11 protein-coding genes are annotated in these 12,898 nt (G+C 62.8%); 9 read left to right on the forward strand and 2 right to left on the reverse strand.

All coding sequences use genetic code 11. The annotated features are described in order from the left end of the window. Positions 1-28 precede the first annotated feature (28 nt). The 8 genes from BI347_RS05765 (at position 29) to BI347_RS05800 (ending at position 8,956) form a co-directional block, all read left to right on the forward strand. Positions 29-1,687, forward strand: a complete 1,659-nt coding sequence (locus BI347_RS05765) for a nitrite/sulfite reductase (protein WP_071115487.1) — start codon at positions 29-31, stop codon at positions 1,685-1,687. Beyond that, the gene (locus tag BI347_RS05770; RefSeq protein WP_071113709.1) at positions 1,671-2,174 is read left to right on the forward strand and encodes a DUF934 domain-containing protein; all 504 of its coding nucleotides are present in this window, start codon (positions 1,671-1,673) and stop codon (positions 2,172-2,174) included. The genes BI347_RS05765 and BI347_RS05770 overlap by 17 nt, the downstream gene beginning before the upstream one ends. 245 nt (positions 2,175-2,419) lie before the next feature. After that, complete coding sequence (locus tag BI347_RS05775) at positions 2,420-3,109, forward strand: OmpA family protein (RefSeq protein WP_071113710.1); 690 nt, start codon at positions 2,420-2,422, stop codon at positions 3,107-3,109. A 132-nt stretch (positions 3,110-3,241) separates the two neighbouring features. Beyond that, on the forward strand, positions 3,242-4,177 hold the full coding sequence (locus BI347_RS05780) for a bifunctional riboflavin kinase/FAD synthetase (protein ID WP_071113711.1): 936 nt from the start codon (positions 3,242-3,244) through the stop codon (positions 4,175-4,177). Next, positions 4,174-6,951, forward strand: a complete 2,778-nt coding sequence (ileS, locus tag BI347_RS05785; protein WP_071115488.1) for an isoleucine--tRNA ligase — start codon at positions 4,174-4,176, stop codon at positions 6,949-6,951. Before BI347_RS05780 ends, ileS begins: the two co-directional genes overlap by 4 nt. 71 nt (positions 6,952-7,022) lie before the next feature. Next, positions 7,023-7,505 (forward strand): signal peptidase II, encoded by a 483-nt coding sequence (lspA, locus tag BI347_RS05790; RefSeq protein WP_239690905.1) that lies wholly within the window; start codon positions 7,023-7,025, stop codon positions 7,503-7,505. A 90-nt stretch (positions 7,506-7,595) separates the two neighbouring features. Further along, positions 7,596-8,528: a 4-hydroxy-3-methylbut-2-enyl diphosphate reductase gene (gene ispH / locus BI347_RS05795; RefSeq protein WP_071113714.1), complete on the forward strand. Its 933-nt coding sequence runs from the start codon at positions 7,596-7,598 to the stop codon at positions 8,526-8,528. Between the two features lie 170 nt (positions 8,529-8,698). Continuing rightward, positions 8,699-8,956, forward strand: a complete 258-nt coding sequence (locus BI347_RS05800; RefSeq protein WP_139167038.1) for a hypothetical protein — start codon at positions 8,699-8,701, stop codon at positions 8,954-8,956. Positions 8,957-9,005: 49 nt separating this feature from the next. Here BI347_RS05800 and xseA read toward each other — a convergent pair whose 3' ends face one another. Both xseA and BI347_RS05810 read right to left on the reverse strand, forming a co-directional pair. Beyond that, positions 9,006-10,370: an exodeoxyribonuclease VII large subunit gene (gene xseA, locus BI347_RS05805; RefSeq protein WP_083338720.1), complete on the reverse strand. Its 1,365-nt coding sequence runs from the start codon at positions 10,368-10,370 to the stop codon at positions 9,006-9,008. 456 nt (positions 10,371-10,826) lie between these two features. Continuing rightward, complete coding sequence (locus tag BI347_RS05810) at positions 10,827-11,696, reverse strand: ion transporter (RefSeq protein WP_071113717.1); 870 nt, start codon at positions 11,694-11,696, stop codon at positions 10,827-10,829. A 175-nt stretch (positions 11,697-11,871) separates the two neighbouring features. On the opposite strand from BI347_RS05810, the gene cysK reads away from it, so the two are divergent. After that, entirely contained in the window at positions 11,872-12,804 is a 933-nt protein-coding gene (cysK, locus tag BI347_RS05815) for a cysteine synthase A (RefSeq protein WP_071113718.1), read from the forward strand. The last annotated feature ends 94 nt before the right edge of the window (positions 12,805-12,898 follow it).

The raw sequence follows: 12,898 nt of genomic DNA on the forward strand, positions 1-12,898 counted from the left end.
CCGTCGGCATTCCCGCTGGAATCCATATATGTATCGATATGATGAAGTAGACCACCGCCTGGTGCGGGAGCGCGTTGTGCAGTTCCGCGACCAGACCCGCCGTTTTCTGGCCGGCGAGTTGTCGGAAGACGAATTCCGTCCGCTGCGGCTGATGAATGGCCTGTATATCCAGCGCCACGCGCCGATGCTGCGGGTGGCGATTCCTTATGGCCATCTGCGCAGCGTGCAGCTACGCAAGCTGGCCGAGATCGCCCGCCGCTACGACAAGGGCTATGGCCATTTCACCACCCGGCAGAACATCCAGTTCAACTGGCCTGAGTTGTCGCGGGTGCCGGACATCCTGGAGGAACTGTCCACGGTGGAGATGCACGCCATTCAGACTTCCGGCAACTGCGTGCGCAACACCACCACCGACGCCTTCGCCGGGGTGGCGGCGGATCAATTGTTCGACCCGCGGCCTTACTGCGAGATCATCCGCCAGTGGAGCACCATGCATCCGGAGTTCAGCTTCCTGCCGCGCAAGTTCAAGATCGCGGTGTCCGGCAGCGAGGAAGACCGCGCGGCCACCCAGGTGCACGACATCGGCCTTCACGTCAGCCGCAATGCGGCCGGCGAAGTGGGCTTCCGCGTGATGGCGGGCGGCGGCCTGGGCCGCACGCCGATGGTGGGCGAGGTGGTGCGCGAATTCCTGCCGCGCCAGCACCTGCTGACCTATCTGGACGCGGTGCTGCGGGTGTACAACCGTTTCGGCCGCCGCGACAACAAATACAAGGCGCGCATCAAGATCCTGGTGAAGGCGATGACGCGGGACGGCTTCGCCGCCAAGGTGGAGGACGAGTGGCGGCATCTGAAGGATGGCCCGTCCACGCTGCGCGACGAGGACGTGGCGCACTACGCCAGCTTCTTTGTCGATCCGGATTATCAGCCGCTGGCCGACCAACCGGCCGAACTGGCCACGGCGCTGGCGGCGGACAAGGCCTTCGCCCGCTGGTACGAGCGCAACACCCGCCCCCACCGCCATGCAGGCTACCGCTCGGTTATCCTGTCGCTGAAGGAAACCGGCGCGCCGCCGGGAGACATCACTGCCGAACAGATGGAAGCCGCCGCCGACTGGGCCGACCGTTTCGGTTTTGGCGAATTGCGCGTGGCGCACGAGCAGAATCTGGTGTTGCCTGACGTGGCGCAGAAGGACCTGCCCGCCTTGTGGCAGGCGGCGCGCAAGGCGCGGATGGCCACGCCCAACATCGGCCTGTTGACCGACATCATCAGTTGCCCAGGCGGCGATTTCTGTTCGCTGGCCAACGCCCGCTCCATTCCGGTGGCCAACGCCATCCAGCAGACTTTCGACGATCTGGATTACCTGTACGACCTGGGCGATATCGCCTGTAACTTTTCCGGTTGCATGAACGCCTGCGGCCATCACCATATCGGCAATATCGGCATTCTCGGCGTCGACAAGAACGGCGAGGAGTGGTACCAGATCACGCTGGGCGGCAGCCAGGGCAGCCATACCGCCATCGGCAAGGTGATCGGCCCCTCGTTCGCGCAGGCGGATGTGCCGCGCGCCTTCGCCAAGATCATGCAGGTTTACCTGGAGCGGCGCCAGGCGGGCGAACCCTTCATCGACACGCTGCGCCGCGTGGGCGTCGAGCCTTTCAAGGAGAGGGTGTATGCCCCAGTACATTAAGGATGGCCGCGTCGGCGAGGATGGCTGGCTGCAATTGCGCCTGGACGAGCAGGGCCGGCTGCCGGCCGCGCCAATCGGGCGGGATGTGATCGTGCCGCTGGCCTGCTGGCTGGCGGAGACGGACAGATGGCTGGCGCATGGCGGCCGGGTGGGCGTGTGCCTGGCGCCGGAAGACGATCCGGCCTTGCTGGGAACGCATCTGGCCGACCTTGTCCTGATTGCCATTGACTTTCCGGCTTTCACCGATGGCCGCGGATACAGCCTCGCCAGGCTGCTGCGCGAGCGCTATGATTATGCCGGTGAGCTGCGAGCGGTGGGCGATGTCTGGCCGGATCTGATCCGACCGTTGTGGCAGGTGGGTTTCGATGCCTTCGTGATCAAGGATGGCAAAGCGCTGGATGGGGGGGATTGTTACAATACCTTCAGCGATAGCTATCAGATGACATATCGACAACCTATACCACTGTTTCGCAGACGCGTCACATGATCGTAATGTGTCGCATAGGGGAGACAGGTAGTCGCAATAATTAGCGAAATGTGATGCATTTCTGCAACGCTATAATGACTTTGCTTCGCGCCCTGTGTTGACATGGTGTTGCCGCATTCCTATAGTGCGGGTTAACTGCATTAACACAGCATGTAGCCATCTCTGATGTTTGCAGTCAACTTGTTCGCGTGGTCTTTGCGTCAGCCCGCATTGCTACCCATTTTATAGATTAAAGAGGGAATAACATGACTAAACAGCTGAAACTGAGCGCACTGGTTGCCGCCCTGTTGGTTTCTGCTAGCGCTTTTGCTGCTAAACCGGGTTACGTCGCAGACCAATCCACCGAAGCAGTGACCCGCAACAACTACGGCGAATGCTGGCACACCACCTACTTCGACAAGGCCAAGGATGGTCTGGTCGAATGTGGCGACCGCGAAGCCGCCAAGCCGGTAGTGGTGAAAGATACTCCGAAGCCGGTTATGGTTTCCGTGAAGGAAAAGGTTACCTTGTCCGCCAAGGTTCTGTTCGACTTCAACAAGAACAACCTGCGTCCGGATGCCAAGAACGAACTGGATCCGCTGGTGGCCAAGCTGAAGGCCCACGCCGGCCAAGGCCACCTGAACGGTGTTGAAATCGATGGTTACACCGACTTCCTGGGTTCCGACAAGCTGAACAACGCGCTGTCCCAGAAGCGTGCTGACGCTGTCAAGGCTTACTTCGAGAACGCAGGCGTTCCGGCGGAGAAAATCACTGCCGTAGGCAAGGGCAAGGCTGAAGCCAAGATGACCGAAGAGTGCAAGGCCAAGTTCCCGCGCTACGTGAAGAACAAGAAGCAGAACGCCGAGATCAAGGCTTGCATCGAGTCTGACCGTCGCGTAGAAGTGGTCATCGACGCGGTTAAAGAATCCGTAGTCGAAAAGCCGGCTGCCAACTAAGCATTCCGGTTTGAATCCAAAACCCCGCCAATGTGCGGGGTTTTTTGTTTTTGGCGCTGCGGATAACGGCTGGACGCTATTGACTGCTGGCGGCTACAATCGAAGGTTTCAGGACGTATGTAAAGACCGCAAATGCAGGTATTTCTGGGGGATCCGCGTCGCTTTGCCCTGCAGGGGTGCGCATTGACCATCGGCAATTTCGATGGCGTGCACCTGGGGCACAGACGCATGCTGGAGCGGCTGCGCGCAGAGGCGCGGGTGCGCGGTTTGCCGACTGCCTTGCTGACCTTCGAGCCGCATCCGCGCGAGTTTTTCAGCCGAACCGCTCCGCCGGCCCGTCTGTCGACGCTGCGCGACAAGTTCGCGATGCTGGGCGAGCTGGGCCTGGTGGACTATGTGTTCGTCTATCGCTTCAATCGTAGCTTCTCGAATATGCCAGCCGGCGAATTTGTCGACAAGGTGCTGGTTGAGGAATTGAAAACCCGTTACCTGTTGATTGGCGATGATTTCCAGTTTGGCGCCGCGCGCAAGGGAAATTTCGATCTGCTGGCCTCCTGTCCCCATTTCGCCACCGAGGCCATGCCTTCGGTACTGGTGCAAGGAGAGCGGGCTTCCAGTACGCTGGTGCGGGAAAGATTGGCGGCTGGCGATCTGGATTCGGCGACATCCTTGCTGGGAGGCTGCTACCGGATATCCGGCAAGGTGATGCACGGGCGCAAGCTGGGGCGTACCATAGGCTTTCCGACCGCCAATATCCATCTGCCGCATCTGAAGCCCGCGTTGCGGGGCGTGTTCGTGGTGGAGGCGGATACGCCGCATGGGCGTCTGGGCGGCGTGGCCAGTTTGGGGCTGAATCCCACAGTCAGCGATACGCCCGACTACAAGCTGGAAGTGCATCTGTTCGATTTTGCCGGCGACCTCTACGGCAAGCGTTTGACAGTACGATTCCTGAAAAAGCTGCGCGATGAAGCGCGCTATGATGATTTGGCAACACTGGTGGCGCAGATAGAACGCGACGCCGCCAGCGCCAAGACCTATTTGACAAGTTTGCAGCGAGAGCAGGCATGAGCATCGATTATCGTAAAACCGTAAACCTGCTGGATACACCCTTCGCCATGCGCGGGGATCTAGCCAAACGCGAACCGGCCTGGGTCAAGCGCTGGCAGGACGAAAGGCGCTACGACAAGCTGCGCAAGCTGTCCGCCGGCCGTCCCAAATTCATCCTGCACGACGGCCCGCCCTACGCCAACAACGACATCCACCTGGGCCACGCGGTCAACAAGGTGCTGAAGGACATCATCGTCCGCTCCAAAACGCTGGCCGGCTTCGACGCGCCTTATGTGCCGGGCTGGGATTGCCACGGCCTGCCGATCGAGCTGATGGTGGAGAAGCTGCACGGCAAGGACATTCCCGCCGCCAAGTTCCGCGAATTGTGCCGCGAATACGCGAAGGAGCAGGTGGCGCGCCAGAAGAAGGGCTTCATCCGCCTGGGCGTGCTGGGCGACTGGGACAATCCCTATCTGACCATGGACTTCAAGACCGAGGCCGACATCGTGCGCACCCTCGGCAAGATTCACGAAAACGGCTACCTAAGCAAGGGCGAGAAGCCGGTGCACTGGTGCATCGAGTGCGGCTCGTCGCTGGCCGAAGCCGAGGTGGAGTACGAGGACAAGGTGTCGCCTGCGATCGACGTCGGCTTCAAGGTGATTGACGGCGCCAGGCTGGAGGAGATTTTCGGCGTCGGCGCCGCTGGTGCGATGGCGGTGATCTGGACCACCACGCCGTGGACGCTGCCGGCCAACCAGGCGGTGGCGGTCAACGCCAACCTGGATTACCAGTTGCTGGACACGCCCAAGGGCAAGCTGATCCTGGGCAAGGACCTGGTCGAATCCGCGATGAAGCGCTACGGCGTCGAGTCCTACCGTGTGCTGGGCGAGGCCAAGGGCGCGGAACTGGACCTGCTGCAGCTGCAGCACCCGTTCTACGACCGCCAGGTGCCGGTGATCTGTGGCGACCACGTCACCACCGACGCCGGCACCGGCCTGGTGCACACCGCGCCGGCGCATGGTCTGGAAGACTTCCAGGCCGGCCTGCAGTACCGCTTGCCGATCGCCAACCCGGTGGCCGACGACGGCCGCTACAAGTCCACCACGGAAATCTTCGCCGGCATGCTGGTGTGGGATGCCAACCCGCGCGTGATCGAGACGCTGGAAGCCCATGGCTCGCTGGTGCACAAGACCAAGCTGGAACACAGCTATCCGCACTGCTGGCGCCACAAGACGCCGATCATTTTCCGCGCCACGCCGCAATGGTTCATCAGCATGGACCGCAAGGCAAATGGCGGCGAGACGCTGCGCGAGATCAGCCAGCGCGCGGTGGACGCCACCGAATTCTTCCCGTCCTGGGGCCGCGCGCGCCTGGACGCGATGATCAAGAACAGCCCGGATTGGTGCGTATCGCGCCAGCGCAACTGGGGCGTGCCGATGACCTTCTTCATCCACAAGGAGTCGGGCGAGTTGCATCCGCGCTCGGGCCAACTGCTGGAAGAAGTGGCGCTGCGCATCGAGCAGCAGGGCATCGAAGCCTGGTTCAGCTTGGACGCCAGGGAGTTGCTGGGCGACGAGGCCGAGCAATACCGCAAGCTGACTGACACGCTGGACGTATGGTTCGACTCCGGCGCCACCCACTTCGCGGTGCTGAAGCAGCGCCCGGAGCTGGCCTGGCCGGCCGACTTGTACCTGGAAGGCTCCGACCAGCACCGCGGCTGGTTCCAGTCGTCGCTGAAAACCGGCTGCGCCACCATAGGCCGCGCGCCGTACAAGCAGCTGCTGACCCACGGCTTCACCGTCGACGACAAGGGCTACAAGATGTCCAAGTCGCGCGGCAACGGCATCGCGCCGGATGAGATCTGCGGCACGCTGGGCGCCGATATTCTGCGCCTGTGGGTGGCCAGCGCCGACTACTCCGGCGACATGTCGCTGTCGCAGGAAATCCTCAAGCGGACCACCGAGAGTTACCGCCGCTTGCGCAACACCATCCGCTTCCTGTTGGCCAACCTGTCCGACTTCAGCCCGCTGGAGCACACCGTGCCGCTGGCCGACATGGTGGAACTGGACCAATACGCGCTGCTGCGCGCCCGCGAGGTGCAGGAGAAGGTAGTGGGCGAGCTGTACTCGCGCTACGCCTTCCACCACGTGGTACAGGAGGTGGTCGGCTACTGCTCGGAAGACCTGGGCGCCTTCTACCTGGACGTGATCAAGGACCGACTGTACACCACCCAGGCCGACAGCCATGTCCGCCGCAGCGCGCAGACCGCGCTGTACCACATCACCCGCAGCCTGCTGCTGATGGTGGCGCCCATTCTGTGCTTCACCGCCGACGAGGCGTGGAATGTGTTGGTGGACAGCGAGGAAGAGTCGACGCTGTACCATATCTGGCACGAGTTCCCGAGCCAGGCGGTAGAGCGCGAGCAGGCGTTGGCCGGCAAGTGGCAGGCCATCCGCGAGCTGCGCGCCCAGGTCAATAAACAGATCGAAGAGCTACGCAGCGCGGACAAGCTGGGCTCCTCGCTGCAGGCCGAGGTGGAGATCGACGCGCCGGTGGCCCTGGCGCAGCAGTTGCTGAGCCTGGGCGACGAGCTCAAGTTCGTGCTGATCGTCTCCAAGGCCGGCGTCAAGGAAGCGGCAGAAGTCGCGGTGCGGGTGCACGCCTCTACGCATGAGAAGTGCGAGCGCTGCTGGCATTACTGCACCGACGTGGGCAGCCACGCCGGGCACGGCGCTGTTTGCGGCCGCTGTGTGGACAACCTGGACGGCCAGGGCGAGCATCGCCGCCACGCCTGATCGTCTGATGCGGGGCCGCAGTCGCTGCCCCGCCAGCCCATGGATACAGATTGATGGATTCTGCAATGACTATGCCTGGGGCCCGCCGCTGGTCCAAATGGTTCGTGCTGGCGGCGCTGGTTATCGTGCTGGACCAGTTCAGCAAGCTTTATTTCAACGGCCGTTTCCAGTACGGCGAAGTGCGCTCGGTGGTGGAGGGCTTTTTCAGCTTCACGCTGATCTACAATCCGGGAGCGGCCTTCAGCTTCCTGCACGATGCCGGCGGCTGGCAGAAATACCTGTTCACCGCGCTGGCTTTCGCCGTGTCCGGCTGGCTGGGCTGGAACATCGTCAAGGGCCGCTTTACCGGCATGATGAACCTGGCCGCCGCATTCATCATCGGCGGGGCGCTGGGCAATGTGATCGACCGCCTGGCTTATGGCCACGTGATCGACTTCATCATGGTGCACTACTACAACCAGTGGTACTACCCGGCGTTCAACCTGGCCGACTCCTTCATCTGTGTCGGCGCGGCGCTGATGGTGCTGGACAGCCTGAAAAAGCCGTCGCGCTGAGACGCAGCTAATCTGCGGCATGGCCCGCGAGAGGGTCGTGCGCGCAATTGCCGGAACGTCCGCCGTTCCGGCCTGATCGAGGAAATTCTGATGACGAAGACCATCATGCTCGCCAATCCGCGCGGCTTCTGCGCCGGCGTGGACCGGGCCATCGCCATCGTCGAGCGCGCCATCGAACTGTATGGTGCCCCCATCTACGTGCGCCACGAGGTGGTGCACAACCGTTTCGTGGTGGATGACCTGCGCGGCAAGGGCGCGGTGTTCATCGAGGACTTGAAGGATGTTCCTGCCGGCAGCACGCTGATCTATTCCGCCCATGGTGTGCCGCTGTCGGTGCGGGCCGAGGCCGAGGCTCTGGGGCTGACCGTGTATGACGCCACTTGTCCGCTGGTGACCAAGGTGCATGTGGAAGTGAAGCGCATGCACAAGGCCGACATGGAGATCATCATGATCGGCCACGCCGGCCACCCGGAAGTGGAGGGCACCATGGGCCAGGTGGGCGGCGGCATGTATCTGGTGCAGACGGTCGACGATGTGGCCACGCTTGAGGTGCGGCGCCCAGATGCGCTGTCTTATGTCAGTCAAACCACGCTGTCGGTGGATGAGACCCGCGACATCATCGAGGCGCTGAAGGCCCGCTTTCCGGCTATCCACAGCCCGAAGAAGGACGACATCTGCTACGCCACGCAAAACCGCCAGGACGCGGTCAAGCAGCTGGCGGCGGAGTGCGACATCGTGATCGTGGTGGGTTCGCCCAACAGCTCCAACTCCAACCGCTTGCGCGAAGTGGCGGCGCTGAAGGGCGTGGACGCCTATATGGTGGACAATGCCAGCCTGCTGGAGCCGCAATGGTTCACCGGCAAGCAGCGGGTGGGGCTCACCGCCGGCGCCAGCGCGCCGGAAGTGCTGGTGCAGGCGGTGATAGACCGCATCAAGACCTTCGACATCAGCCAGGTGACGGAGCTGCCCGGCGTGGAGGAGAGCACGGTGTTCGCGTTGCCGCCGGCGCTGCGGCAAGTTTGATTACCCGCGTGCTCCGTCCTGTGAAAAGCCTGCGATGGTCGCAGGCTTTTTTATTGCCCGGAACCGGATCGGGCATTTACATTCGGCGCGGGCTTGAATAGCATATTTGCATAATTATCCGCCTGCCTTCCGGCCGCTGCGCCCGGGCACGTTCCTGTCGATGATCCGCCATGGATGAAGCTGTGATGAACCCTGCCAAATTGATGCCGTTGCTGTCCTGTTCACTGCTGCTGGCCGCGTGCGCCGCGACGCCTGGCGCAAGCGCCTTGTCAGGCGACGATTCGGGCCGTGAAGAGGCGAAGTATATTACCGGCAGCAATATTCCCCACCGCAGCGGAAAGACGGAGGTGCTGTCGGATCAGGCGATGCAAGACCTTGCCGACCGGATTCGGCGCGGCAGCCTGGTGACCCCAGGCGGAAAGCCTTGAGACGAAGCCCGGCGTAGGCGGGTCCTTCGTTCCCGCGCTGCAGGTGGCGTCAGAACGGCAATTCCGGCTGCGCGCCCTGCGGATGCTCGATGCGGGCCTCGGTGCTGCCTTCGGCCAGCCGCAGCGTCACCTTCTCGTGATTGCGCAGCTCCGCCGGGTTTTTCACCGCTTGGCCGTCCTGCTTTTGCACGATGGCGTAGCCGCGGGCCAGCACCGCTTCCGGATTGAAGGCCGCCAGCGTGGCGGACAGCTGCGCCAGCTGTTGTTGGCGGCGCTCCAGCAACCGGTCTTTGGCGCGCTCCAGCCGCGCCTGCCGTTGTTGCATCGCCTGCGCCAGGCGGGCCAGGTCGGGCTGGTGGCGCGAAAGCTTGCTGCCGGCCAGCTGCAGCCGCCAGCGGCTCTGCTCGAAGGCGCCGTTCACACGCTGGCTCAGGCGCCGCGACAGCGCGTCCAGCCGCTCGCGCTGGGCCTGCAGCTTGAGGCCGGGGTGGACCAGGCGGCGACCCAGGAAGTCAAGTTGCTGGGCCTTGTCCGTCAGCAGGCGGCTCAGCGCCCGCTCCAGAGCGCGGCGGGTCTGCTCCAGTTGGATCGCCAGATGCTCGCGGTTGGGCGATACCAGTTCGGCGGCGGCGGTCGGCGTCGGCGCGCGGCGGTCGGCGACGAAGTCGCAGATGGTGAAGTCGGTTTCGTGGCCGACGCCGCTGACGGTGGGAATCGGGCAGGCCGCCACGGCGCGGGCGACGATCTCCTCGTTGAATGACCATAGGTCCTCGATGCTGCCGCCGCCGCGGCAGACGATCAATACATCCACTTCGCGGCGTTCGCCGGCCTGCTGGATGGCCCTGGCGATCTGCTGCGCCGAGCCTTCGCCCTGCACCTGGGCCGGGTAGAGTATCAGCGGTATGCCGGGCATGCGGCGGCGCAGGGTGCTGGCCACGTCTCGCAGCGCGGCGGCGGCGGGCGAGGTGACGATGCCGATGGCTGCCGGGTGGCTGGGCAGCTCGCGCTTGCGGCCGGTGTCGAACAGGCCCTCGGCCTGCAGTTTGGCCTTCAGTCGTTCGAAAGCCTCGAACAGCCTGCCCAGGCCGGCGGAGCGCATTTCTCCGACATTGATCTGAAAATCGCCGCGCGCCTCGTACAGCGTCACCTGGCCGCGCAGTTCCACCTGCATGCCCTCCTTGGGACGGAAGGGCAGGGCGGACACCTTATGGCGGAACATCACGCAGCGAACCTGGGCGCCGCCGTCCTTCAGCGAAAAATAGGCATGGCCGGAACTGGCCAGCGTCAGGTTGGAAATCTCCCCGCCTATCCAGATCGGCGGTATCCCGCTTTCCAGCAGGTCGCGCGCCATGCGGTTGAGGGAGGAGACGCTGATCACATCTTGGCTGTGATCAAAAAAATTATGTCTTGTCAAGTGATCCACAGTGGCTCGCTGGAGTAATTATTCAATGCCCGCTTGGGCGGCAACGCTTGCGTAGTGTTTGATATCAGAGTTAAAGCACAATTAAATCAATGACTTGCAAAAATCAATCCCCGGATGAGAAAATCATTGAAAGCTTGTGCCGGCGGGCGTTTGCACGGTCTATGCACCGGCTTATCAACAAAGTTATCCACAGCCTTGGCCGGAAAAACAGCTTGCCGGCCGGAGAGCCTGACCTGGCCTGGCGCGGCGTTTTTGACTTGCAAATGGCATGTTGTTTTGACGCCGCAGCCTTGAGTAAACGCTAGCTATTTGCGTCGCAACATGCCGGACGGTTGACCTTGACGGGTATGCAACAGCTGGCCGCGCTGCGGACGCGCCATGATAGCAAGAGCCCGGCCGTCTGGCAGCGCATCATCCGCTTGGCGGGGCGGCATGGAAGGGTGGTTTTCAGCTGACTTGGTCTCTGGAGGGACGCGGCAGCTGACCGCCGCAGTGCTTGCAGAAATGGGCGTCCCAGTCGTGGCCTTCGCTGAAGCAGTGCGGGCACAGCCGGGTGGCCGACTGGTTGTCGGAGCGGGAGGCGGGCTTGCCGCGGGCGATTTCCGCAGTGACGATGCCGGTGGGCACGGCGATGATGCCGTAGCCGGTGATCATCACCAGGCTGGCCAGTGCCTGGCCCAGCGGCGTCTTGGGCGTGATGTCGCCGAAACCCACCGTGGTGAGGGTGACGATGGCCCAGTAGATGCTGATGGGGATGCTGGTGAAGCCGTGTTCCGGCCCTTCTATCACGTACATCAGGGTGCCCAGGATGATGACCAGCAGGATGACGGTGGCCAGGAACACGGTGATCTTGCGCCGGCTGGCCGCCAGCGCGCGCCGCAATTCCAGTGCCTCGCTCAGGTGGCGGCTGAGCTTGAGGATGCGGAACATCCTCAGCAGCCTGAGGATGCGGATGTCCGCCAGGAAGCGGCTTTCCGGGATGAACAGGCCCAGATACAGCGGCAGGATGGACAACAGGTCGATCACGCCGAAGAAGCTTTTCACGTAACGCAGCGGCTTGTGCACGCAGATCAGCCGCAGCGCATACTCCACGGTGAACAGTATGGTGAAAAACCAGTCCAACAGGCTGAGCAGCGCGCCGTAGCGCTGGCGAATGCCGGCCACGCTTTCCAGCATCACGCAGGCGACGGATACCAGGATGGCCAGGGTCAGGGTCAGGTCGAACAGGCGGCCGGCGCGGGTGTCGGCTTCGTAGATGATGATGTAGAGCTTGCGGCGCCAGCCGGATAGCGGAATCAGGGTTTCCTGGGTGGGCATGGGTTTCGGACCTGTGTTTCCATTGACTATAACAAAGCCGCTTAGAGCGGGCATGCGGAACTTGGTTTATTGGTTTGCTGGATATAAGCAAACAATATTAGGTTGGATTCTAGCGATTGATTATGATGCTGGGGAATATCATTACAGCTATTGTCGGTTAATGAGGAATAAGACTATGCGTATCGCCAATACCATTACCGACCTGATCGGCAACACTCCGCTGGTCAGGCTTAACCGCGTCACTGAAGGAGCAGGCGCCACCGTGGTGGCCAAGCTGGAGTTCTTCAATCCGGCGCACAGCGTCAAGGATCGCATCGCGGTGGCGATGCTGGATGCGGCGGAGAGGGCCGGCAAGATCGGGCCGGACACCGTCATCGTCGAACCCACCTCGGGCAACACCGGCATCGGTCTGGCGATGGTGTGCGCGGCGCGCGGCTACAAGCTGGTGATCACCATGCCGGAGACGATGAGCAAAGAGCGCCGCCAGCTGTTGAAGGCCTACGGCGCCGAACTGATCCTGACGCCGGGGCCGGACGGGATGGGCGGCGCCATCGCCAAGGCGCGCGCGCTGGTGGACGAATTCCCCGACACCTATTTCATGCCGCAGCAGTTCGAGAATCCGGCGAACCCGGCCATCCACCGCGCCACCACCGCGGAAGAGGTGTGGAACGATACCGAAGGCCAGGTGGATATCTTTGTCTCCGGCGTCGGCACCGGCGGCACCATCACCGGCGTGGGCGAGGTGCTGAAGGCCAGAAAGCCCGGCGTGCGGATCGTGGCGGTGGAGCCGGACGCCTCGCCGGTGCTGTCCGGCGGCGCCAAAGGGCCGCATCCTATCCAGGGAATCGGCGCGGGCTTTGTGCCGGCGATACTGAACACCGATATTTACGACGAGATCATCCGCGTCAAGAACGACGATGCGCTGCAGATCGCGCGCGACGTCGCCACCAAGGAGGGCATCCTGGTCGGCATCTCTTCCGGCGCCGCGGTATGGGCGGCGTTGCAGCTGGCCAAGCGGCCGGAGAACGCCGGCAAGCTGATCGTGGTGGTGATCCCGTCGTTTGGCGAGCGCTATCTGTCCACGGTGCTGTTCGAACATCTGGCCTGAGCCAGCCGCGCACGCGTCTGCCCAGCCCGGTGCGCCGGGCTTTTGCATTTGATGCCGGGCGGCTTGCGCAATCGATCGCAAGATGTTTGCGATT

The organism is Chromobacterium sphagni (genome assembly GCF_001855575.1).
Classification (GTDB): Bacteria; Pseudomonadota; Gammaproteobacteria; order Burkholderiales; family Chromobacteriaceae; genus Chromobacterium; species Chromobacterium sphagni.